Raw genomic sequence first — 24,191 nt, 5'->3', positions numbered from 1 at the left:
GACATGGCATCGATCCACGACGTGGCCCGAGCGGCCGGCGTCTCGATCAGCACCGTGTCGTACGCACTGAGCGGCAAGCGTCCCGTCGCCGAGGACACCCGGCAGCGCATCGCGGCGGCGGCCCGCGAACTCGGCTACCAGCCGAATGCCGGGGCACGGATGCTCGCCGGGCGCAGGACGCAGCTGCTCGCCCTCACCGCTCCGCTGCACGCGGAGACGTCCACGCCGGCGCACATGGCGTTCGTCCTGGCCGTCGTCACGGCCGCACGCCGCTTCGACTACGACGTCGTCCTGCTCACCGAGGAAGAGGCCACCGGCGGGCTGAGCCGGGTGACGTCGACGAAGCTGGTCGACGGCATCATCGTGCTCGACGTCGCCGTCGACGACCGGCGCGTCGGCCTCGTGCGCGACCTCAGCATCCCGGCCGTGCTGGTCGGTGTCCCGGGCGACACCGCCGGCCTCGTCTGCGTCGACCTCGACTTCGAGGCCGCGGCCAGGCTCGCCGTCGACCGTCTCGGCGACGCGGGCCACACGTCGATCGTGCTCCTCGGCGATCCGCACGGCATCTACGAGCGCGGCTCCAACTTCCCGCGCCGGTTCCGGGACGCGTTCACCGCACGAGCCGCCGAGCGCGGCATCGCCTGCACCTTCGCCGAGTCGTCGCGCAACGCGGTGGAGCTGCGCGCGGTGGTCGACACCGTGCTCGGCGCCGCCCCGCGCCCCACCGGCCTCGTGATGCAGTGCGCCGAATCCATCCAGCTGGCGGTCCTGGAGCACCTCGAGACGCGGGACATCCGCATCCCGGCGGACCTCTCGGTCATCTCCGCCGCCTCGACCTTCGACACCTCGACGTTCCAGCCCCCGCTCGACGTCATCCCGCTCGTCCCGGCCGAGTCCTGCGACCGCGCCGTCGACCTGTTGATGTCCGCCATGGACGGGCCGCTGGACCCGGTGGTCGAGCTGCTCGATCCGACGTACCTCGCCCACGGTTCCGTCGGCCGGCCACTTGTCGACGCCGAACCGGCCGCCCGGTAGACCCCTTTGCCCGCCACGACCGCAGAGAGACGCACGCCCATGATCGAAACGCTTCGATTTCCACCGGCCCGGGAGGCCCGCCGTGCCCGATGAGCTCAGCGGCCGGCGCCTGGCCCGGTGGACGGGCCGGCTCGCCTACGGCGGCGACTACAACCCCGAGCAGTGGCCGGAGGAGGTCTGGCACGAGGACGTCCGGTTGATGCGGGCGGCCGGGGTCGACACCGCCACCGTCGGCGTCTTCTCGTGGTCGATGCTCGAACCGGCCGAGGGCGTCCACGACTTCGGCTGGCTGGACCGGGTCATGGACCTGCTGCACCAGAACGACGTCAAGGTCGTCCTCGCGACGCCGACGGCCTCGCCCCCACCGTGGTTCTCCCTCGCGCATCCCGAGGCGCTGCCGGTCACCGCGGCCGGCGTCCGGCTGATGCACGGCAGCCGCGACACCTACAACCCCGCCGCGCCCGCGTACCGCGCCGCGGCCCGGCGCATCACGCGTGCGCTGGCCGAGCGGTACGCCGCGCACCCCGCGCTGGCCATGTGGCACGTCCACAACGAGTACGGCACCGTGTCCTACGGCCCGGTGACCGACGAGGCGTTCCGGGGCTGGCTCGCCGAGCGCTACGGCGACCTCGACACGCTGAACCGGACGTGGAACACCGCCTTCTGGTCGCAGCGGTACGGCCGGTGGGAGGAGATCTTCGCACCGCAGGCCACCCAGTACCTGCCGAATCCGGCACACGTGCTCGACTTCAAGCGGTTCAGCGCCGACCTTCTGACCGGGTGCCTGGACGACCAGGTCGCGATCCTGCGCGAGGTGACCCCGGACGTCCCCGTCACCACCAACTTCATGCTGCCCACCTGGAACCACTATGACCAGTGGGCCTTCGCCCGGCGCATCGACCAGGTCTCGATCGACCACTACCTCGACAACCGCGGCCCCGCCGGCGAGACGCACGTCGCCTTCGGCGCCGACCTCGCCCGCAGCTTCAACGCCGGCCGGCCGTGGCTGCTCATGGAGCAGGCCACCACACTCGTCTACGACTACGCCGGCGGCCGGATGTACGCGAAGGAACCGGGCCGGATGCGCCGCAACACGCTGCAGTACCTGGCCCGCGGCGCGACCGGGTCGCTGTTCTTCCAGTGGCGTTCCCCGCGGGTAGGCGCGGAGTTCTTCCACTCCGCGATGGTGCCGCACGCCGGCCCGGACACCCGGATCTTCCAGGAGGTCACCGAGCTCGGCGCGGAGCTCGGGCGGCTGGCCGAGCTCGCCGAACCGCCCTCCCGGGGGCCGGTCAACGACCACCGGGTGGCCATCGTCTGGCAGCCCGATGCGTGGTGGGCGGCGGAGACACGGGCGTTGCCGTCGTCGGACACCGGCTTCCTCGACGCCGTCCGGCGCGCACACACCGCGCTGTGGAACCTCGGGGTCAACGCCGACGTCGTCGACCCGGACGGCGACCTCGCCCGCTACGACCTCGTCCTCGTGCCGAGCATGCTGGCGGTCAGCGACGAGCAGGCCGGCAGCTTCGACGCCTTCGTGCGCGCCGGCGGGCACCTCGTGGTCTGGCACTTCGCCGGCAGCACCGACGAACACCTGCGGGTGCGCCCGGGCGGCTACTCAGGAGCGTTCGCGCCCACTCTGGGGCTGCGGGTCGAGGAGCACGTCCCCCTTGCCGCGGACGAGGCCGTCGCGCTGGACGACGGCAGCACGGCCGGCGCCTGGAGCGAGCTGGTCCACCTCGCCGGCGCGGAAACGGTCGCCGGCTACGGCTCCGACGCGCATCCGGTGATCCCGGCCGGGTCGCCGGCCATCACCCGGCACCGGCGCGGCGCGGGCGTCGCCCACTATCTCTCGACCCGGCTGGCCGACGACGCGCTGGAACGCCATCTCGACCGTATCCGGACCGAGGCCGGCGTGACCCGGGCGCACGAAGCGGCCGGGGGCGGCCTGGAGATCGTCCGCCGCCGCGCCGGCGACCGCGACTACCTGTTCGTCCTCAACCACACGTCCGAGACGCTCTCGCCCGTCCTCGCCGGCACGGACGTGCTGACCGGGCGCGAGCTCGACGGCCCGGTCGACGTCGCGGCGGGTGACGCCGTCGTGGTCCGGGAGAACACCACCACCAACTGACCGAGCGGGCGACCGCCCCGCCCAGAGCCACCCCGCGGGTGGAGCACCAGAAAGGAGTGCCGACGATGGCACGGAAGATGAAGAGCAGGCTCACGACCGCGCTCGCCGTGGCGACGGGTTCGGTGCTGTTGCTGACCGCCTGCGGTGGTGGGGACGACGACGCCGGCACGGCGGCGGATGACAGCCCCGTCACCATCGAGTTCTGGGGCTGGGTCCCGGGCCTGGAGGAGGCTGTGGCCCAGTGGAACGAGGAGAACCCGGACATCCAGGTGGAGTTCTTCCGGATGACCGGTGACGACGGCGACAAGATCCCGGCAGCGATCGACGCCGGCACCGCGCCCGACGTCGTCCAGATGTCGGTGCACTCGATCCCGGGGCACATCGTCAACAACCGCCTCACCGAGCTGACGGACATCGCCGGCGACTGGGAGGACCGTTTCACGTCCAGCTCGTGGGGCTCCGTCGTCTTCGACGGCGCGCTGTACGCGATTCCGCAGGACTCCGGCCCGACCGGCCTGATGTACCGCACGGACATCTTCGCGCAGCACGGCGTCGAGGTCCCCACCACGTGGACGGAGTTCATCGAGGCCGGCCGGGCGCTCAAGGCCGCCGACCCGAACCTCACGATCGCCCAGTTCTCCCCCAACGAGACCGGCTTCTGGATCCAGAGCGTCTGGCAGAACGGCGGCAGCTGGAACGGCATCGACGGCGACGCCTGGACGGTGAACGTCGCCGACGAGGAGAGCCTCGAAGTGGCCGAGGTGTGGCAGACCCTGCTCGACGAGGGGCTGGTCACCACCGTCGAGATGTGGACCCCCGAGTACTGGGCCGCGATCAACGACGGCACCATCGCGACGGTCAACTACGCGGCGTGGTTCCCGGCGCTGCTGGAGGAGAGCGCCGGCGCCACCGCGGGCAACTGGGCGGTCGCGCCGAGCCCCACGTTCGAGGGGGAGAGCTCGGCCGGCGACACCGGCGGCAGCGTAAACGTCATCCCGGCCGGCACCGAACACGTCGAGCAGGCCGCTGCCTTCATCGAGTGGCTGAACACCAGCGAGGACGGCCTGGAGCACCTGATCAACGGCGGCATCTTCCCGTCCGCGGTGGCCGGGCTGGAGCACGAGGCGCTGATGAGCGAGGAGCCGTTCTTCGGCGGCCAGGTCATCAACGAGGTCTTCGCCGACGCGGCGCTCGACGTGCCCGCCACCTGGGTCGACGGCCCGACTTTCGAGCTCACCCAGAGCGCCCTCAAGGACGAGTTCGCGCAAGTGGCGAACGGCCAGAAGACGTTCGCCCAGGCCCTGGCGGACCTGGAGCGCCGGACCGTCGCGGACCTCACCGGCATGGGACTGAGCGTCAGCGAATGAGCGCCGGCATCTCCGCGCCCCCAGCCGCGTCCCGCCGCCGCGTCGAGCGCGGCGGCGGGGTGCGCGGCCCTCGCCGCGGCGGTGGGATCCGCTGGGCGCCGTACGTGTTCCTGGCACCGTTCGTGTCGCTGTTCCTGGTCTTCCTCGTCGCTCCGATCGTGACCGCGCTGTACACCAGCTTCTTCACGGTCGAGCGCAGCGGGCTCGGGTTCGGCAACGCGAACGAGAGCGTGTTCGTCGGGTTCGACAACTACGTCCGGGCGCTGTCGGACAGCGGGTTCGTCGCCAGCTTCGCGCGGGTCCTGCTGTTCGGCGTCGTCCAGGTCCCGGTCATGCTGGCGCTGTCGATCGCGCTCGCGCTGCTGTTCGACTCCGCCGTGGTGCGGTGGAAGCGCTTCTTCCAGCTGAGCGTCTTCATCCCGTACGCCGTCCCGGCGGTCGTGGCCACGCTGCTCTGGGGCTTCCTGTACCAGCCGCGGGTGAGCCCGATCGTGGAATTCCTGCAGTGGCTGGGGGTGAACGCGGACTTCCTCGCGCCCGGCACGGTGCTCTGGTCGATCGCCAACGTGTCGATCTGGTCGGTCACCGGCGTCAACATGATCATCATCTTCGCCGCGTTGCAGAGCATCCCCCGTGACATGTACGAAGCGGCCCGCCTGGACGGCGCCGGCGAGCTGCGGATGGCCTTGCAGATCAAGCTGCCGATGGTGCTCCCGGCGGTGTTCCTGACGACGCTCTTCTCGATCATCGGGACGCTGCAGCTGTTCAACGAGCCGATGACGCTGCGCTCGATCACGTCGAACGTCACCGGCGACTACACCCCGAACATGTCCGTCTTCACGGCCACCACGCTGGGCGGGAACATCAACCTCGGCTCGGCGATGGCGATCCTCCTCGGCCTGGTGACGTTCGGGCTGTCGATCGTCGTCTCGGTCGCGTCGAACCGCAGGAGAGGGGCCACGCGATGACGACCGCGACCTCCACGACCTCGACGACCTCCACGACCTCCACGACCCGGCCCAGCCGGCGGGCACGCCTCCTGGCCTGGCTCTTCATGACCGCCGTCGGACTGTACTTCCTGGCGCCGGTCTACTGGCTGATCGTGGCCTCGACGAAGTCCACCAGCGACCTTTTCTCCACGCCCGGGTTCTGGTTCGCCGAGTTCAACCTGTGGCAGAACCTCGTCGATCTGAGCCAGCGCGACGGCGGCATCTTCTGGCGGTGGATGCTCAACTCGCTCGTCTACTCCGGCCTCGGCAGCGTGCTGATGACCTTCATCAGCGTCATCTCCGGCTACGCGCTGGCGATGTACCGGTTCCGCGGCCGCCGGATCGTCCTGGCCGCCGTCGTCGGCAGCATGCTCGTTCCGCAGACCGTGCTGGCCCAGCCGACGTACACCCTGCTGGTCGAGATCGGGCTCAGCAACACCATGCTCGGTGTGCTGCTGCCGAGCCTGGTCTACCCGTTCGGCGTGATGCTGGGCTTCATCTATGCCAACGCCAGTGTCCCCATGGAGTTGCTGGAGGCGGCCCGGATGGACGGCGCCAGCGAATGGCGGGCGTTCTTCTCCATCGCGCTCAAGCTGCTCAGCCCCGGCGCGGTGACGATCCTGTTGTTCGCCTTCATCGGCAGCTGGAACAACTTCATGCTGCCGCTGCTGGTGCTCAGCGACCAGCGGCTGCAGCCGGTCACCGTGGGGCTGTCGGGCTGGAGCCAGGCCGCCATCACGATTCCCGGCCTGCAGACGCTGGTGATCGTCGGCGCGCTGGTCTCGATCGTCCCGATCATCGTCGTCTTCGTGTCGTTGCAGCGCTACTGGCGCTCGGGCCTGGCCGCCGGCGGATTGAAGCTCTGAGCGACATGCGTGCGTTGCGTTACCGCCGGTCCTCGCGGGACTGGCTCGACGGGCTGCCGCTGGGCAACGGCCGCACCGGAGCCATGGTGCTGGCCGGTGCCGACGGCGTCCGGTTGCAGCTCAACGACGGCACCGCGTGGTCCGGTTCGCCGGCCAGCGAGCACCGGCGCGGCCGGGTCGGCGCGGCCACGGCGGCGGCCGCCCGCTCCGCGGCCCGGCGGCTGCTGGCCGGCGGCCAGGCCGTCGCGGCGGAGCGGGAGCTGGAGGCGTTGCAGGCCCGGTACGCCCAGGCATACCTGCCGTTCGCCGACGTCGAGGTGCGGCATGCCCCGGCCGGTGACGTGGAACGCACCCTGGACCTCGCCGACGCGGTGCACGTCGCCTCGGCGGGCGGGGTGCGGCACGAGACGTTCGTCAGCGCGCCGGACGGCGTGCTGGTGCACCGGCTCACCGCGATGGAACCGGTCGACGTGACCGTCGCCGCCACCAGCCCGCTGCGCGACCTCGGGCATGAGCTGACCGGCGACCGGCTCCGGCTGCACCTCGCCCTGCCGGCCGACGTGGCACCGAGCCACGAGCCCGGCGAACCGCCGCTGCGGTGGCACGTCGACGGGGTCGAGCCGGTCGAGGGTGCCGTCGTCGCCGGGATCGTGCACGACGGCTCCGCCATGGCCGGCCCCGACGGCGGCGGGCTCCGGTTCCGTGGTGTCCGGTCCCTGCGGCTGGTGCTGGCGACGGCGACGACGTTCACCGGCGCGGGCCAGGAGCCCCGCGGCGACGCCCGCGACGCGGCGCGCACGGCCGAGGACCGGGTCGAGGCGGCGCTGGCCCGAGCCGCCGGCGACCTGAGGTCGCGCCACGTCGCCGCGCACCGGGCGCTGTTCGACCGGGTCGGCCTGCGGCTGGACGCCCCCGCAGACCCGACCGGTGACGTCCCCGGCGTTCTCACCGACCCGGACCGCCGGGTGGCCGGCCTGGGACCGGACGCCACCGCCGACCCGGCCCTGCTGGAGGCGCTGTTCGACTACGGCCGCTATCTCCTGGTCAGTTCCTCCCGGCCGGGCGGGTTGCCGGCGACGCTGCAGGGCCTGTGGAACGAGCAGCTACAGCCGCCGTGGTCGTCGGCGTACACGCTGAACATCAACACCGAGATGAACTACTGGCCCGCCGGCCCGCTCGGCCTGCCCGAGACCGAGGATCCGCTGCTGGAGCTGGTCGAGGCGCTCGCCGACCGGGGCCGGGAGACCGCGACGCGGCTCTACGGGGCCCGCGGCTGGACCGCTCACCACAACACCGACGCCTGGGCCTTCACCGCGCCGACCTCGGGTGACGCCGCGTGGTCGCAGTGGCCGATGGGCGGCGCCTGGCTGGTGTGCCAGCTCGACCGGCGGCGCCGATTCGGAGCCGCCGACGCGGCCTGGCTGGAACGGTTCTGGCCGCTGGTGGCTGGCGCCGCCGAGTTCGTCCTCGACCTGCTCGAGCCGGACGACGAGGGCCAGCTGGTGAGCTTCCCGTCCACGTCGCCGGAGAACCGGTACGCCACCGCCGACGGACCGGCAGCGCTCACCACGGGCAGCGGCATGGACCGCGCGCTCGCCGCCGAGCTTTTCCGCGTCGTCGGCGAGGTCGCCACCGAACTCGGCAGCTCGGACCACCCCGTCGTCGCCGCGGCCGGCGCAGCCCGTGGCCGCCTCCGTCCACCCGCCGTCGCCGCGGACGGCACCGTCCAGGAATGGCACCCGGGAGCGGTGGACGTCGAGCCGCACCACCGCCACCTCTCCCACCTGGTGTTCGCCTACCCCGGCGGCGCGGACCTCGACGACGAACTCGCCACCGCCGTCGCCCGCACCCTCGACGCACGCGGCGACGACTCGACCGGCTGGTCGCTGGCGTGGAAGCTGGCGTTGCGGGCCAGGCTGCGCGACGGCGAACGCTTCGGTGCGCTGCTGCGGTACCTGGTGCGCCCGGCCACCGACGCGGCCGCGCACGCCGGCGGGCTCTACGCCAACCTGTTCGCCGCCCACCCGCCGTTCCAGCTCGACGGCAACCTCGGCTACGCCGCCGCCGTGTGCGAAGCGCTGGTCCAAGGGCATGGCGGTGTCGTCGACCTGCTGCCCGCGTGGCCGGCGGCGCTGGCGTCCGGCACGGTGCGCGGCCTCGTCGCCGAACCCGGCATCACCGTCGACCTGACCTGGCGTGACGGCGTCCCGGCCACCGTCACGTTGCAAGCGATCGGGCCGCGACAGGCCGGGCCGCGCCTGGTGCGCCACGGCGCCACCAGCCGGCTCGTCAACATCGCGGCCGACCGCCCGGTCACCGTCGACTGGGACCGTTCACCAGCACCACGACTCAGGAGCAGTAGTTGAAGTTCACCGACGGATTCTGGACCCTGCGCCCCGGAGTCGACGCGCTGTACGCCCAGGAGGCGTACGACATCGAACGCCGCGACGACAGCATCGTCGTCTCGGCGCCGACGAAGGTCATCACGCGACGCGGTGACACGCTGAACCGGCCCATGCTCACCGTCACCCTGTCCAGCCCGCTGGAAGGGGTCGCCCGCGTCCGGGTGGAGCGGCATGTCGGCTCCCCCACCGATCCGGGTTTCGACCTCGTCGGAGCCACCGAAGGGGCGGCTGTCACCACCGTCGACGAGGCTGGCGGGGTGTTGCGCACCGGCCCGCTGGAGGCCCGGATCGCACCGGGTGCGCCGTGGGACCTCAGCTTCGCCGCCGACGGACAGGTGCTGACACGCAGCGGACACAAGTCGCTCGGGTTCATGCGGCTCGCGCCCGGCGCCGCCGTCGCCGCCGAGCCGACCGGCCTGGCCGGCGTGACCGGCACCGGTCTGGCGCCCGCGCCTACCTACCTGCGCGGACAGCTCTCCCTCGGCGTCGGCGAACTCGTCTACGGCCTCGGTGAGCGGTTCGGCCCGCTGGTCAAGAACGGCCAGACGGTGGACGTCTGGAACGCCGACGGCGGCACGTCGAGCGACCTTGCCTACAAGAACGTCCCGTTCTACCTGACCAACCGCGGCTACGGCGTCCTGGTCAACCACCGCGACCACGTCTCGTTCGAGGTGGGATCCGAGACCGTCGAGCAGGTCCAGTTCTCCGTCGCCGGCGAGAGCCTCGACTTCATGGTCCTCTACGGCCCCACGCCGGAGCGCATCCTGGAGCGGTACACCGCGCTCACCGGGCGGGCCGCCACCGTCCCGGCGTGGTCCTACGGGCTGTGGCTGTCCACGAGCTTCACCACCGACTACGACGAGGCGACGGTGACGTCGTTCGTCGACGGCATGCGGGAACGGGACATCCCGCTGAGCGTCTTCCACTTCGACTGCTTCTGGATGCGCGAGTTCAACTGGACCGACTTCGAATGGGACCCGCGCGTCTTCCCCGACCCGGAGGGCATGCTCGCCCGGCTGCGCGAACGCGGCCTGCGAGTGAGCGCCTGGCTCAACCCCTACATCGCGCAGCGCTCCGCACTGTTCGCCGAGGCCCGTGACCACGGCTACCTGGTGCGCCGGGCCGACGGCTCGGTCTGGCAGTGGGACATGTGGCAGGCCGGTATGGGCCTGGTCGACTTCACCAACCCGGAGGCGACCCGGTGGTACCAGGAGAAGCTGCGCGGCCTCCTGCGCCAGGGCGTCGACGCCATCAAGACCGACTTCGGCGAGCGGATCCCCACCGACGTGGTGTGGCACGACGGCTCCCGCCCCGGGGACATGCACAACTGGTACGCCCAGCTGTACAACCGGGCGGTCTTCGACGTGCTGGAGAAGGAGCGCGGGACCGGCGAAGCGGTCGTCTTCGCCCGCGCGGCCACCGCCGGTGGGCAGCGGATGCCGGTGCACTGGGGCGGCGACAGCTCGTCGTCCTTCGAGTCGATGGCCGAGACGCTGCGCGGCGGGCTGTCGCTGGCCCTCAGCGGTTTCGCGCACTGGAGCCACGACGTCGGCGGCTTCGAAGGCATGCCCGACCCGGCCGTCTTCAAGCGCTGGACGGTGTTCGGCCTGCTCTCCAGCCACACCCGGCTGCACGCCTCGACCAGCTACCGGGTGCCGTGGCTGTTCGACCAGGCCGAGGGCCGCGACGAGGCAGATCCGCAGAGCGCCGTCTCGGTGATGCGCCGCTTCGCCCGGCTGAAGAACTCCCTGATGCCGTACCTGTTCCAGGCCGGCCTGGACGCGAGCCGGAGCGGGGTGCCGGTCATGCGGCCGATGCAGCTGGCCTTCCCCGGCGACCCCGCGGTGGAACACCTGGACCGGCAGTACCTGCTGGGCCCGGATCTGCTGGTCGCGCCGGTCTTCTCCGCCGACGGCACCGTCGACTTCTACCTGCCGCCGGGACGGTGGACGCACCTGCTGAGCGGCGAGACCGTCGACGGCGGCGGCTGGCGGCGTGAGGTGCACGGGTTCGACAGCGTCCCGCTCTACGTGCGCCCGGGCGCGGTGATCCCGTTCGGGCCCAGCGAGGCGCAGCCCGACGCGGAGTACACCGACGGCCTGACGCTGCGGGTCTTCCCCGGCCCGGACGGCGACAGTGACCTGCGGGTCACCACCCCGGGGGGCCGTCAGGCACACTTCACCATCGTCCGCCGCGACGGGAGCACCCGGATCCGCTCCACCGACCTGTCCGATTTCACCGCCCGGACCCCCGACGGCACCACCACCTCCACCCGGACCGGAGAACTGGAGATCACCGCATGACCACCGGCACCGCCGACTACCGCGACTCGGGCCTCGTCTTCCCCGCCGGCTTCGTCTTCGGCTCGGCCACCGCCTCCTACCAGGTCGAGGGCGCCGCCGCGGAGGACGGCCGCGGGCCGTCGATCTGGGACACGTTCAGCAAGACTCCCGGCAAGGTCTGGAACGGCGACACCGGCGACGTCGCCGTCGACCACTACCACCGGCTCGACGCCGACCTCGACCTCATGCGCAGCCTCGGGCTGCAGGCGTACCGGTTCTCGATCGCCTGGCCGCGGATCCAGCCGGCCGGCTCGGGCGCGGTGAACCCGAAGGGCCTCGACTTCTACTCCCGGCTCGTCGACGGGTTGCTGGAGCGCGGGATCACGCCGATCGCCACGCTCTACCACTGGGACCTGCCGCAGCCGCTGGAGGACGCCGGCGGCTGGCCGGTCCGCGACACCGCGTACCGCTTCGCCGAGTACGCCGGCATCGTCGGCGCGGCTCTCGGCGACCGCGTCGACACCTGGACGACCCTCAACGAGCCCTGGTGCTCGGCGTACCTCGGCTACGGCTCCGGCGCACACGCCCCCGGCCGCACCGACGGCGTGGACGCGCTGCGCGCCGTCCACCACCTCAACCTCGGCCACGGCCTGGCCGTCCGGCGGCTGCGCGACGTCGTCACGAAGCCGGACGCCCGATACTCCGTCACCCTGAACTTCCACGTGCTGCGCGGCGTCGACGACACCGCCGCCGAGGCGAAGCGCCGCATCGACGGACTGGCCAACCGGGCCTTCACCGGGCCGATGCTGCGCGGCGAGTACCCGGCGGACCTCATCGCTGACACGTCCTCGGTGACCGACTGGTCCTTCGTCGGCGCCGGCGACCTCGCCGCGATCCACCAGCCGATCGACCTGCTCGGCGTGAACTACTACTCCACCGCGACCGTCCGGGTGTGGGACGGCACGAGCCCCCGGCAGACCAACGACGGCCACAAGGACATGGGCGGATCGCCCTGGCCCGGCGCGGACGACATCGAGTTCCTGGAGCAGCCCGGCCCGTACACCGCGATGGGCTGGAACATCGCGCCCGACGGCCTGGAAGAGCTGCTGGTGTCGCTGTCGGAGCAGTTCCCCGGCCTGCCGCTGATGGTCACCGAGAACGGCGCCGCCTTCGACGACGTCGTCCAGGACGGCGCCGTCCACGACGTGGAGCGCACCGACTACCTGCGCCGTCACTTCACCGCGGCGCACCGGGCCATGCAGCGCGGCGTCGACCTGCGCGGCTACCAGGTGTGGTCGCTCTTCGACAACTTCGAGTGGGGTTACGGCTACTCCAAGCGGTTCGGCATCGTCCGGGTCGACTACGAGACGCTGGAACGGCTGCCGAAGGACAGCGCCCACTGGTACGCCGAACTCGTCCGCACCCGCAGCATCCCGCCGGTGCCCGGCCTGCCGAGCTGACCGGCCGCGCCGCCGGCGTCGTCACCCCCGGCGAGGGTACGGCGTGAGCAACTGGTCGACCGGGGCGAAATCGTCGGTGAGCACCCGGGCGTCCCCGATCCAGTCCTCCAGGCCGGGCCCGCCGACGACGCTCCAGTCGCTGCCCCGCTCGGCCAGGCGCTCACCCCACGCGGCCAGGTCCAGGGCGCTGTCGGATGCGGCCGCGACGAGGTTCCCGCCGTCGCGGCCGGCCCAGGTGTCCGGAGCCGTCGCGACGGCGACGTGGGCGAACCGCTCCCCCAAGGTGGCGACGGCAGCCCGGGCGAACGCGAGCTCGCCGTGGTCGATCATGTTGAGGGTGTAGATGCCACCGGGACGCAACACGCGCTGGATGTCGGCGACCGCCTCGACGGTGGTGAGGTGCCAGGGCACGCTGACGCCGCCGAACGCGTCGCCGACGACCAGGTCCCGGGAGCCGGTCGCGATGCCGCGGACGCCGGTCCGACCGTCCTCCACCCGCACCTGCAGGTCGTCGCCGGTCCGCGCGCCCAGGCGCTCCCGGTCCACCTGGACGACACCGGGGTCGATCTCGGAGACCACGCTGGTCGAACCCGGGCGCACGGCGTCCAGATAGTGCGGCATCGACAGCCCGCCGGCGCCGAGGTGGTAGGTGTCCAGCGGCTGTCCAGGTGCGTACGCGGTGTCGACCAGCGACGCCATCGCCTGGACATAGGCGAAGTCGAGGTACTCCGGGTCGTCGAGGTCGACGTAGGAATGCCGCACGCCGTCGAGCACCAGCACCCGGCCGCTGTCGCGGTCGGGGTCGTCGACCACCGCGGCACAGTGGTAGCGGGTTTCGGCGTCGCAGCCGCTGGGCACGGCGGCGGCGCCGGCGACACCACCGCCGACGACGACCAAACCCACCAGGACCTGCCGAGGAGCCGGCCGGCGGCGCACCGCGAGATCGACCAGCACACCCACCACGACCAGGGTCACTCCGAGGACGAGCATGATCGTGCTCACGGGGACGACCGAGATCAGGACGAACCCGGTGAGGACGGTCCCGGCGATACCCCCGGCCGTTCCGATGCCCGACAGCTTGCCGACCACCGTGCCGGTGGACGCCAGGTCGACCAGCAGCAGCTTGGTGACCATCGGTGTGACAGCGGTCAGCAGCGCCGCGGGCACCAGGATGCAGGCGCCACCGACCAGCAGGACGGCCGGGCCGTCGCCGGCCAGCCGCACCAGCGTCGGGGTCACCGTGACCCCCAGCCCGGACAGGACCAGCAGCGGCCCCAGGCTCCGGCGCGGCGAGACCCGGTCCGCCGCGCGGCCACCCGCCCACGACCCGAACGCGATAGCCGCCAGCGCGATGCCGATGACGATCGTGTTCATCTCGAGCGTCAGCCCGACGTAGGGCGCCAGCAGCCGCAGCGCGGCCAGTTCGACCACCAGCACGGCCGCGGACGAACCGAACACGAGAACGGCGCCCGCGCGGGTACCGATCCCCGGGGACTTCACGACGTGACTCTCCTTCCGGCGGCGGTCGAAGTGACCGTACTACCGGCGGCCGGCCGTGACCGCGACCGCCTCGTGGGCACGCGGCGCCACGAGTCCCACACCGGACCAGAGAGGATGGCCCGTATGACCACCGCGCCGGACACCCCGTACGCCGTCGTCGACGAAGCGACCATGCAGCGCAACATCCGGCGGCTGCGGGACCGGCTCGCACCGCACGCTGTGACGTTGCGTCCGCATGTGAAGACCACGAAGTCGACCGAGATCGCGGCGCATCTGTTCCCCGACGGGCCGGGCCCGATCACGGTCTCGACGCTCGCCGAGGCCGAGGTGTTCGCAGCGGCCGGATACACCGACATCCTGTACGCGGTCGGCATCGCGCCGCACAAGCTGGCCCGCGTCGTCAGCCTGCAGGCACAGGGCGTCACCGTCACCGTCCTGCTAGACAGCATCGAGCAGGCTCGCGCCGTCCACGAGGCCGCCGAGCGGGCCGGACATGCCGTCCCTGCCCTGGTCGAGATCGACTGCGACGGCCACCGCGGCGGCATCGAACCCGGCGACCCGGCACTGCCGGAGATCGCGCGGGTGCTCGACGTCACCGGGTCACTGGCCGGTGTCCTCGCCCACGCGGGCGAGTCGTACTTCGCCGGCACACCGGAAGCCATGCTCGCCGCGGCCCGCAACGAACGCGACTGCACGGTCGCCGCGGCCGACGCGCTGCGCCGGGCCGGGTTCGCCTGCCCGGTCGTCAGCATCGGCTCCACACCGACGGCGCACGCCTACGACGATCTCACCGGCATCACCGAGGTGCGCGCCGGCAACTACGTCTTCTTCGACCTCGTCATGGCCGGTATCGGCGTGTGCACCGTCGACGACCTCGCGCTCGGAGTCGTCGTCACCGTCATCGGCCACCAGCCCGGCAAGGGCTGGATCATCACCGACGGCGGGTGGATGGCGACCAGCCGCGACCGTGGCACCGCCAACCAGGCGGTCGATCAGGGCTACGGCCTGGTCACCACCCTCGACGGCACTCTCATCCCGGACCTCGTCATGAGTGGCGCCAGCCAGGAGCACGGCACGCTGAGCCTGCGCGAGGGCAGCGCCCGACCGCTGCCGGAGCTCCCCGTCGGGACCAGAGTGCGGATCCTGCCGAACCACGCGTGCGCGACCGCGGCGCAGTTCGACTGCTACCACGTACATCGCACCGACGGCACCACCGCCATCTGGAACCGGGTCCGCGGCTGGTAGGGCGGCCGGGTCGGGTCAGTCCGCTTCGCGCGGCCGGCCCGCCCGCTCGCTCCCGTTGATCTTGGAGTTTCCGCGGAATCGCGGGGCGAAATGTCCGATTGATTCCGCGGATTCTCCAAGGTCAACCGGGGGCGGGCCGAGGGGGCGGGACGGGCCGAGGGGGGCGGGACGGGCCGAGGGGGCGGGGCGGGCCGGTCTCGGCGGAGCGTGCGGAGCCCCCGTCACCGTCCCGGGAAGTCGGGCCCGCGGCCCTTCCGCCCGGGACACCGGGCTCGGCAGGATCACTGCCGAGCGACGGCCACGGGGGTGGTCGCACGAACACACAGGGGGCACAGCATGTCCAGCACCATCCAGCCGGGAACGGCCGGCGACTGGGCGCCATCGGCCGCCGCGGCGGCTTCCGCGACGCCCGGACCCGGCCGACGCTGGTGGGCACTCGCCGGCGTCGGCGCTGGCATCGCCGGTATCGGCGGCGTGATCGCCAACCTCGGCATCAGCGCCGTCTACGACGAGGACGCGATCGGCGACGCCGTCGCGGTCACGGACAACATGCGCGACATGGTCGGCGAGATCCTCGCCTTCCACGTCCTGACGCTGGCCGGCCTGCCGCTGCTCGCCGTGTTCGCGGCCGGGTTGGCCAGGCGGCTGCGGGCCGGGCTCGGACCGGCCAGCCTGGCGCCGACGGTGGCCCTGGTCGGCCTCGTGCTCGTCATGGTGGCCCAGCTCATGGGGACCAGCCTCGACACCGAGATCATCTTCGGCCTGCAGGCACCGGAGGACGAACTCGCACCGGAGTTCGCGGTGACCGTGGGGCACTGGCTCGGCACAGTGCCATGGGTGTGGATCGGCGCCGGCATGAGCGCCCTCGCGGTCGGTGTCGCGGGAGTGCGGCATCGGGCCGTCCCGCGCTGGCTCGGCTGGGCCGGCCTGGTCCTCGGCCTGGCGACCCTGCTCCTCGGGATCTCGCCGCTGCAGTACATGGCGGCGTTCTTCGGCCCGCTTTGGCTGCTGGCCACCGCGCTGGGCTTCGCGTTCGGCGACCGGCGGACCCAGGGCAGCGCCTCCGGGACGGCCACCGGGGTGCCCGCTGGGCACTCCGCCGGCTGACGCTGGCGCCCACAGTCCCCGCCCGGCTTTAATGTTGGCGTTCTGCGAGGGGGGACAGAACGTGGACGTAACTGCGGAGTCGGTGCGGGTCACGGCGGCACCGCGACCGGTGGGGGGCGCCGGTCCGGGTGCCGCACGTGCCGCCGGGACCGTCGCGGTCACCTCGTGGGTGATCGCGGCGGTCTCGATCGGCGTCCTGATCGCGGCTCGTCCGCCGGTCACGGCGGACCTGTGGTTCTTCGTCGTCGATGTCACGGTCGCCGCCGTCTACGGCACCGTCGCCGGGGTGACGTTGTCGCGACGGCCCGGCCCGGTGCCGTGGATCCTCGCCGTCACCGCGGTCGGCGGCGCGGTCGCGGCGTTCTCCTACGCGTGGACCGGGCTCGCCGGCCGCCGGCCCGGGCTTCCCGGGCTGTCCTGGATCGATCCGCTGCAGGGCATCACCTGGGTGCCCGGCACGCTGGCGCTGTTCCTCGTCATACCGTGGCTGATCCGCGACCATCCGCTCGGCCAGGCCCGGTGGGGCGTCGTCGCCGGGGCCGCGGTGACAGCGGCGTTCACGTTCAGCCGCATCGTCGACTATGACGAGTACTTCGAGGTGTTCATCGCCGCGATGGTCGCCGTCGGGGGCGCCGCCGCCGCCGAGGCGGCGTGGCGATGGCGCCGCGGACCCGTCGAGGAACGGGTCGGACTCGGCTGGCTCGCTCTCGGCACCACGGTCATGGCGGTGTCCTTCGCGCCGCTCGCACTTCCCGCCACCGGGCTGCCGTTCTGGTTCACCCCGGTGCTGCACATCGCCGCCCAGGCGCTGTTCCCGGCAGCGATCCTCGTGTCCGTCCTCCGGCAGCGGATGTGGGGGCTCGACCTGCCGGTGAGCCGGGCCGTCGTCGCCGGCACGCTGACAGTGGCACTGGCAGCCGCGTACGTGGCCGTGGCCGCCCTCGTCTCCGGGATCGTTCCGGGCGAGGGGATCGCGCAGTGGGTGGCGGCGGCCGTGGTCGTCATCGCCGTCCAGCCGTCGCGCTGGTGGATAGAGCAGCGCGTACGCCGGCTCGTGCACGGCACCGGCGCCGACCCCGACCGCGCCTTCCGGCGCGTGGGCGCGCACTTCGGCCGGGCCGCGGATCCGGAGGACCTGCTCACGGGGCTGGTCGGCAGCGTCGGCGAGGCGCTGCGCCTGGAGTCGGTGGCGCTGGTCGTCGACGGCGCGACGGTGGCGTCGTCCGGGACACCGACCAGTGAGCCGGTCGACTCCCCCGTCATGCACCGCGGTGAGGAAGTGGCCAGGCTCGCCGTGACCACACCGCCCGGCGAGGCCATGAGCGCACGCGACCAGCGGCATCTCGGCGAGCTCGCCACCGTCGTCGGCGCCGGGGTGGCGCTGACCCGCGCCGCCCGCGACCTCGACGACGCCCGGCGGCGGCTGACGTCGGTGCGGCTCGAGGAGCGCCGGGTGATCCGCCGCGAGCTCCACGACGGTCTGGGACCCTCGCTCGCAGGCATCCGGCTGGGGCTGCAGGGCGCGCGGAACCTCGTCGAACGCGATCCGGACCGGGCGGCGGCGCTGCTGACAGCGCTGCAGGACGAGCTGGACGGCAGGGTCGAGGACGTCCGCCAGCTCTCCCGGCACCTGCTCCCACCGGTGCTGGACGAACTCGGCCTCGTCGCCGCTGTAGAGGAACTGGCGGCGCGGTGGAGCGCGAGCGGGCTCGATGTCGTCGTCCGGGTGACGGGAGAACCACCCGACCCCCTGCCCGCGCCGGCGGCCGGTGCCGCATACGGCATCATCGCCGAGGCGGTGACGAACGTGCGCCGGCACAGCGGATCATCCCGGTGCGCGGTGACGATCCAGGTCACCAACGACCACCTCGTCGTCCGGGTGGCCGACGGCGGCGTCGGGATCGGGAGCCGCGCCACTGGGTCCGCGGGCGTCGGCATGAGGTCCATGCGCGAACGCGCCGAGGAACAGGGCGGCTCGCTCACCGTCACCGACGCCGTTCCCCATGGGACCATCGTGGAGGCCCGACTCCACCTGGAGGTGCGGTGACGTCCGCGGCGAGCCCCATCACGGTGGCAGTGGTCGATGACCATCCTGTGTTCCGCCTCGGCATGGTCGCCCTGCTGGAGACGCTGCGCGACGTGACGGTGGTCGCGGAGGCCGCATCGGCGGCGGAGGCGGCCCAGCTGCCCACCGACGGCCTCGACGTCGTCGTCATGGACCTCCAGCTGGGCGACGGCTCCGGTGTCGAGACCACCCGTGACCTGCTCCGCCGTGCCCCGCATCTGCGCGTGCTCGTGGTCACGATGCACGAGGACGACGAGTCGGTGGTCGCGTCGATCCGCGCCGGAGCGCACGGCTACCTGCTCAAGGGCGCGACGCCGGACGAGGTCGAGCGGGCGGTGCGGGCGGTCGCCAACGGCGAGCTGATCCTCGGCGCCCGGATCGCCGCCCGCGCCACCGGCCACCTGACCGGGAGCCGCTCGGCCGACCGTCATCCGTTCCCCGAGCTCACCCTCCGGGAACGGGAGGTGCTCGACCTGCTGGCGCGCGGTTACGACACCCCGGTCATCTCCCGCCGGCTCGTCCTGAGCCCCAAGACCGTGCGCAACCACGTGGCGAGCATCCTCACCAAGATCGGCGCGCCGGACCGGCCGGCCGCGATCGTGCTCGCCCGTGAACGCGGCCTCGGCCACGACGGTCCAGCCTGACCCTCCCATGATCATCGGCGATCGACCCCGCCCGGACGGGGTGGATCGCCGATGATCATGAGGTGCCGGGAACTCGCACCAGGTCGCCGATCATGGCGAGACCTTCGCGCTGGAGCTCGGTCAGGTCGCGGGCCTCGCCGGGTGCGATCCACCGGGCAAAGGCGGTACGGAAGACGGACACGACCACGTCGCCGGCCAGGCGTGCGGATACGTCAGCGACGCCGCGGGCCGTGAGCGCTCCGGTCACCGCGCGGGAGAGTTTCGCCAGCTTGAGCAGCTCACGCTCTTGCAACTGCTCGTTGGCGGTGATGATCTCGTTCCGCGCGCGGGCGAACTCGCGGCCCCGTGCGTCCTGCAGGACGCCGCCCCCGGCGTCGAGCGCCGCGACGAGCCGGTCGGTCAGGGACGTGCCGGCCGGTGCGCCGGCGATCGCGTCCACGAAGACCGCCTCGAGGTGCGCCTCGCCGGCGAACAGGACCTCGCGCTTGTCCGCGAAGTGCCGGAAGAACGTCCGCTCGGTCACGCCGGCCCGTCCGGCGATCCCGGCCACCGTCGTCGCGTCGAAGCCGCCCTCGGCGAACAGCTGCATCGCCGCCCGCTGCAGGCGGCCAGACGCGGCGACCTGAACGCTCGGATCGCGGCTCAGACTAGGTGATGCTCGAACGCGAACGCCGCTGCCGCGGTCCGGGACCCGACGTCGAGCTTGGCAAAAATGTTCGACAAATGCCGGGCGACCGTCTTCTCCGACAGCACCAGCGCCCCCGCGATCTCGGGGTTGCTCTTGCCTGCGGCGACCAGCCGCAGCACCTCGGTCTCACGCGGACTCAAGCCGCCGGGCGCCCGCGGATCCCCCAGGAGTACGGTGACATTGTGCTCGGCCGGTGCGGCACCGAGACCCGCGAACGCCCTCCGTGCCTCCGCCAGATCTGCCGCCGCCGACTCCGCGTCGCCGAGGAGTCGGAGCGCACGTCCGATCAGCACGCGACACCGGGCCACCTCGTACGGCGCGGACAACCGGGCCCAGGCGTCGGCAGCGCTCCGAGCGGCCGCGAGCGCGTCCTCGGCCTCGGCGCGCGCGACGGCGACCGATGCTCTGGCGTACTCGCCGGCCGCTTGGAGCGCGGTGCAGCCGAAGGCCGATCCCAACCCGCAGAGCTGGTCCGCCAAGGCTGCGGCGTCCTCGATCTCCCCCACTTCCACCAGAACCTCGACAGCGGCCGGCAGCATCTGCGACCGGTGCACGGGCTCCTGCACCTCGGCCACCACGCGGTGGACCGCAGCCGACGCCGCATCCGGTCGGCCGCGAGCCAGCCACAGCAGAGCCCGGCCGGGCTGGGCCGGGTGGCCGTACGCGGCTGCCTCCGTGTAGGCAGCCTGGGCAGCGTCGTACTCCCCCCTGATGCGCAGCGCCTCGCCACGCTCGTAGTGGGCCTGTCCGACTGCGGGACTTCCCCCTGCCGCGGCGTACCGCCTCACCGCATCTTCGAGCTCGCTGATCGCGTCACGGTAGGCGCCGTGCAGTCGCATCAATTGGCCACGGTGGACCGCACACTGACCGGTGAACGCGACCAGGCCGGGCTGGCTGTCGCACCAGCTGGTCAGCGCATGGGTCCACTCCCCCATCCGGCCGAAGTCGGAGACCTGCTGGCAGGCCTCGACACACGAGCAGTAGATCACCCCGGAGAAGATGGGTGAGACCTCACCGGCCAAGACCGAGACCATCGCCTCGTCGAGGAGACGCAGCCCGTCGGCGACCCGACCCGAGAAAATGGTCAACCGGCCCTCCATATGGAGGCCCATGGCGGTCAGGTCGGGGTCGCCGAAGCGTCGGCCGTACCCGGTCACCCTCGGCGCGGCGGCGGCCGCCTCCGCGAACTCCCCCTTGGCGGCGTGCCCGAACGTAGCCCGCTCGAGCAGATACCCGCGCTCCACCACATCCTCTGCGACTCCCTCGAGCAGCCGCTCGCCCCGGGCCAGCCAGCCGTCGCCGATGGCGAGTTCCCCGCCCTGCCACAGAGTCATCGCCAACCAGTACGCCGCACGGACCGCTCCCAGGGTGTCGTCCTCGTCGAGTTCGGCCTGATAGGCACGCTGCAACGCCTGGACACAGTCGTTGCGGTGGCCCAGGAGAAACGCGGTGATCGCCAGGGCAGCGAAGTCGTCCGCCCGCAGGTGGGTATCGTCCAGATCCGACAGTGCCCGGTACGCCGCCACCCACTCGCGGCGCTCGTAGGCTTCACGGGCCCGGTGCAGATCGTCGACCACGCTCATCGCGCACCACCTCGATTCGAGCTTAGTAGTCCGTGCGCGAGGTCCGCGGGGTGGTCAGGTGCGAGTGTCGACGGGTACCGGCCGCTGTCGCGCGGCGCCAATCGCAACCGCCAACGGCAGCAATGCCACCACCGCCGCCACCGACTGCACGTAGAACTGAACGACCCCGACCGGGACGATCCGAGAGAGCCCGAAGACCACCAGGGCGCCGGCGACGATCAACGTGGGGAGCCGGGCGAACGACGCCGCGCGGACGACAGCGACCGCGAAGAGGACGGTGCCGAACGCGAAGGTCACCGCAGCGACGACAAGAATCGGCACGAACCACGACTCCAGGGCGGCCTGGGTCTCCGCGAGGTCGGCTCCGGTCTCATGCGCCGCGACAACAGCGAACTCCATCCCGGGGAGCATGGCGAACAGCGTGCTCCCGATCAGCACCAGCCCGAGCCCGACCGCGCTGACCGAGCCGTCGCCGCGCTCGCGAAGGTACCCGCGCACCGCCACGAACGCGACGGCGACCGCGCCGGAGGCCAGAGCAGCGGCCATATGGGAGAATCCCCACCGCATGATGCCCGCCGAGGCGGCCTCGGCCACGCCGGCACTGTCGGGCAGTCGGCCGGGAAGCGGCGGATGCCACAGCAGCGCGGCGGTCAGCAACACCGGGCCGGCAGCGACGACAAGCGCTCTCGCTTTGGCCCCAGGGGTCTCGTCAGTGATCTTGGATCGGTTGGTGAGTGTGGTGTTCATCGAGAGTCCCCCGGTAGCGGTCGCGCATCGTCAGGCGGCAGCGGGGGCACGGGCCGCCGTTCGAGCCGCGATCTGGTTAGCGAGGTACGCCGCGTCGCGGCCCACGCCGTTGACCTCGCCCGAGGCGAAGCAGTACTGGAAGGCCAGGCCGCAGAAGTAAAGGCCCGGCACCGAGTCGACCACGCCGCGGTATTCCACCGGCCAGCCGTCCTCAATCGGCAGCGGGACGTCGATCCAGTCGTAGACCTGTCGGAACCCGGTGGCCCAGACGATGCTCGCGACATCGAAGGTGCGCCCGTCCCCGAGGCACGGCAGCCCCTCGGCGACGCCCACGACGCGCTCGGTGATCCAGTCCACGTCCCGCGCGCCGAGGTGGTGGCGCTTGACGCGCAACTGCGGGACACCATGGTGGCGGAGTCGCTGCATCGCCTTACGTCCCATCGGCGTACGCCGGGTGAGCACGTGTTTGAAGGCGAACTCGATAGCCGGGAACGCCGCGCGGAACCGCCGCGAGCCCCACTCGAGGGGGACGTTCCCGCGGTCGGGCCCGACCAGCGTCGTGGGCCGGGTCTCGGCCAGTTCGTAGGCGATATCCAACCCGCTGTGCGAGGCGCCGACGACCAGCGCCGGCCCGTCGGGTAGCTGAGAGGGGCGGCGGTACCCGCTGGAGTGGACCTGCCGGATATGGGGATCGATCTCGGTGGCGAAGGCCGGGACCTGCGGCGTACGACCGAAAGTACCGGTGGCCACCACGACGTTCCCGCAGGTGACCTCCTCTGCCCCAAGGGTGGCGGTGAACCCACCGACCTCGCGGGCGGTCAGCCGGTCGACCCGGGTCCGCATCCGGACGGGAAGGTCGTGCTCGACGGCGTACAACTCCAGGTACGCAGCGAACTCGTCCCTGGTCGGGAACGCCCACGGATCGCCGGGGAACGGCGTGCCATCCAGACTGTTGGCTCGGGACGGGGTGAACAGCCTGAGGCTGTCGTAGTGACGGCGCCAGTTGTCTCCGATCCGGTCGAGCCCGTCGACGATCAGGCACTCCCGGTCGAGCTGCTTCAGGTGGTAGCCGGTGGACAGGCCGGCCTGGCCGGCGCCAATGATCAGGGTCTCAATGTGCTGTGTGGTCATGCCACCGACGCTAGGTACGGTGTACCGCACCACACATCGGTCAGCACACCCAACCGCTCACCCGTGTCGATGCGTAGATTCACCCATTGTCAACGCCTGCGGCCGGCCCCGTTCCTGCTCGGCCTCAGCTACGCTGCCCTCGCCTTGCTGCTCTCCTGCCTGTTCGCGAGACCCGCGACCACGTCGCGCTCGAGACCGCCTCCTCCCCGCCGTCGCCGGCTGACAATCGGCAGATCTTCGCCGACGTCACCTGGCGCGAACCCGCGCTCTCCTCGGCCAGCCAAGCCGGCCTGGTCAACAACTTGAACTTTGGCCTGTCCTGGGGCGTGTTCCCCCTCCTCTTCGCCACCGCCGACCTCACTGTCGCCCAGATCGGCGTCCTCGTCGCGCTCTACCCCGCCGCCTGGGGAGCCGGCCAGCTCGCCACCGGATGGCTGTCGGACCGATGGGGCCGCAAGCCCCTCGCCACCGGCGGCATGCTCATCCAAGCCGGCTCGCTCGCCGTCATCGCGTCTTCCCACGACCTCCCCGGATGGGCAAGCGGGACTGTCCTCCTCGGGCTCGGCACCGCCATGGTCTACCCCGCGCTGCTCGCCGCCGTCGGAGACGTCGCCCACCCCGCCTGGCGCGGCCGCGCCATCGGTATCTACCGCGTCTGGCGCGACCTCGGCTACGCCGTCGGCGCCATTCTCGGCGGCCTCGTCACCGACGCCGTTAACCTCACCGCTGCCGTCTGGACCGCCGCCGCGCTGTCGCTGGTCTCCGGGCTCATCGTCGCCGTCCGAATGTACGAACCCACCCACTCGCCGAGCGACGGCCCGACAAGTAGGACTTGACCTTCGAGTCGGCTTGAAGGTCTGCCGTCCGGGCCCGGGGACGTACAGGACTTCGCCGCTGGCCAAGCACCGCAGACCCGCGAATCGAGGCTCGGTCGGTCGCCTCGATA

17 protein-coding genes and 1 pseudogene are annotated in these 24,191 nt (G+C 72.0%); 13 read left to right on the top strand and 5 right to left on the bottom strand.

Annotation, left to right across the window (positions count from 1 at the left end):
• The first annotated feature begins 3 nt into the window (after nt 1–3).
• From JIAGA_RS30335 to JIAGA_RS0116695, 8 genes are all read left to right on the top strand, one after another.
• Complete coding sequence (locus JIAGA_RS30335; protein ID WP_051426188.1) at nt 4–1,035, top strand: LacI family DNA-binding transcriptional regulator; 1,032 nt, start codon at nt 4–6, stop codon at nt 1,033–1,035.
• 82 nt (nt 1,036–1,117) lie between these two features.
• Nucleotides 1,118–3,166, top strand: a complete 2,049-nt coding sequence (locus JIAGA_RS0116725) for a beta-galactosidase (protein WP_084469738.1) — start codon at nt 1,118–1,120, stop codon at nt 3,164–3,166.
• Between the two features lie 65 nt (nt 3,167–3,231).
• Entirely contained in the window at nt 3,232–4,533 is a 1,302-nt protein-coding gene (locus JIAGA_RS30330; protein ID WP_084469737.1) for an ABC transporter substrate-binding protein, read from the top strand.
• Nucleotides 4,530–5,501 carry a carbohydrate ABC transporter permease gene (locus JIAGA_RS30325; protein WP_035812625.1) on the top strand — a complete coding sequence of 324 codons (972 nt, stop codon included), beginning with the start codon at nt 4,530–4,532 and terminating at the stop codon, nt 5,499–5,501. The genes JIAGA_RS30330 and JIAGA_RS30325 overlap by 4 nt, the downstream gene beginning before the upstream one ends.
• Nucleotides 5,498–6,388 (top strand): carbohydrate ABC transporter permease, encoded by an 891-nt coding sequence (locus tag JIAGA_RS0116710; protein WP_026876554.1) that lies wholly within the window; start codon nt 5,498–5,500, stop codon nt 6,386–6,388. Before JIAGA_RS30325 ends, JIAGA_RS0116710 begins: the two co-directional genes overlap by 4 nt.
• A 5-nt stretch (nt 6,389–6,393) precedes the next feature.
• Complete coding sequence (locus JIAGA_RS0116705) at nt 6,394–8,754, top strand: glycosyl hydrolase family 95 catalytic domain-containing protein (protein ID WP_026876553.1); 2,361 nt, start codon at nt 6,394–6,396, stop codon at nt 8,752–8,754.
• Nucleotides 8,751–11,096 carry an alpha-xylosidase gene (yicI, locus tag JIAGA_RS0116700; RefSeq protein WP_026876552.1) on the top strand — a complete coding sequence of 782 codons (2,346 nt, stop codon included), beginning with the start codon at nt 8,751–8,753 and terminating at the stop codon, nt 11,094–11,096. Before JIAGA_RS0116705 ends, yicI begins: the two co-directional genes overlap by 4 nt.
• The gene (locus tag JIAGA_RS0116695; protein ID WP_026876551.1) at nt 11,093–12,535 is read left to right on the top strand and encodes a GH1 family beta-glucosidase; all 1,443 of its coding nucleotides are present in this window, start codon (nt 11,093–11,095) and stop codon (nt 12,533–12,535) included. Before yicI ends, JIAGA_RS0116695 begins: the two co-directional genes overlap by 4 nt.
• 21 nt (nt 12,536–12,556) lie before the next feature.
• Here JIAGA_RS0116695 and JIAGA_RS30320 read toward each other — a convergent pair whose 3' ends face one another.
• Nucleotides 12,557–14,035: a fused MFS/spermidine synthase gene (locus JIAGA_RS30320; RefSeq protein ID WP_035812622.1), complete on the bottom strand. Its 1,479-nt coding sequence runs from the start codon at nt 14,033–14,035 to the stop codon at nt 12,557–12,559.
• A 123-nt stretch (nt 14,036–14,158) separates the two neighbouring features.
• Between JIAGA_RS30320 and JIAGA_RS0116685 the strand changes: the two genes are divergently transcribed.
• The 4 genes from JIAGA_RS0116685 (at nt 14,159) to JIAGA_RS0116670 (ending at nt 19,096) form a co-directional block, all read left to right on the top strand.
• Nucleotides 14,159–15,280, top strand: coding sequence for an alanine racemase (locus tag JIAGA_RS0116685; protein WP_211239702.1), 1,122 nt, complete (start codon nt 14,159–14,161; stop codon nt 15,278–15,280).
• A 336-nt stretch (nt 15,281–15,616) separates the two neighbouring features.
• Complete coding sequence (locus JIAGA_RS30315) at nt 15,617–16,387, top strand: hypothetical protein (RefSeq protein WP_051426186.1); 771 nt, start codon at nt 15,617–15,619, stop codon at nt 16,385–16,387.
• 61 nt (nt 16,388–16,448) lie between these two features.
• Entirely contained in the window at nt 16,449–18,434 is a 1,986-nt protein-coding gene (locus JIAGA_RS0116675) for a sensor histidine kinase (RefSeq protein WP_211239701.1), read from the top strand.
• Nucleotides 18,431–19,096: a response regulator transcription factor gene (locus tag JIAGA_RS0116670; RefSeq protein WP_026876548.1), complete on the top strand. Its 666-nt coding sequence runs from the start codon at nt 18,431–18,433 to the stop codon at nt 19,094–19,096. Before JIAGA_RS0116675 ends, JIAGA_RS0116670 begins: the two co-directional genes overlap by 4 nt.
• A gap of 55 nt (nt 19,097–19,151) precedes the next feature.
• Here JIAGA_RS0116670 and JIAGA_RS0116665 read toward each other — a convergent pair whose 3' ends face one another.
• From JIAGA_RS0116665 to JIAGA_RS0116650, 4 genes are read right to left on the bottom strand one after another with little or no spacing between them, the layout of a single operon-like run.
• Complete coding sequence (locus JIAGA_RS0116665) at nt 19,152–19,685, bottom strand: TetR family transcriptional regulator (protein ID WP_157553245.1); 534 nt, start codon at nt 19,683–19,685, stop codon at nt 19,152–19,154.
• A gap of 53 nt (nt 19,686–19,738) precedes the next feature.
• On the bottom strand, nt 19,739–21,367 hold the full coding sequence (locus JIAGA_RS35715; protein WP_026876546.1) for a LuxR family transcriptional regulator: 1,629 nt from the start codon (nt 21,365–21,367) through the stop codon (nt 19,739–19,741).
• A gap of 54 nt (nt 21,368–21,421) precedes the next feature.
• Nucleotides 21,422–22,114, bottom strand: a complete 693-nt coding sequence (locus JIAGA_RS30310; protein WP_051426185.1) for a hypothetical protein — start codon at nt 22,112–22,114, stop codon at nt 21,422–21,424.
• Between the two features lie 30 nt (nt 22,115–22,144).
• Nucleotides 22,145–23,245: a flavin-containing monooxygenase gene (locus JIAGA_RS0116650; protein ID WP_026876545.1), complete on the bottom strand. Its 1,101-nt coding sequence runs from the start codon at nt 23,243–23,245 to the stop codon at nt 22,145–22,147.
• A gap of 96 nt (nt 23,246–23,341) precedes the next feature.
• On the opposite strand from JIAGA_RS0116650, the pseudogene JIAGA_RS30305 reads away from it, so the two are divergent.
• A pseudogene (locus tag JIAGA_RS30305) lies at nt 23,342–24,081 on the top strand (MFS transporter); the annotation flags it as partial.
• Nucleotides 24,082–24,191 lie beyond the last annotated feature (110 nt).

The sequence above is a fragment of the Jiangella gansuensis DSM 44835 genome (assembly GCF_000515395.1).
Lineage (GTDB): Bacteria > Actinomycetota > Actinomycetes > Jiangellales > Jiangellaceae > Jiangella > Jiangella gansuensis.
This window is presented reverse-complemented; position numbering and strand designations above follow the sequence as displayed.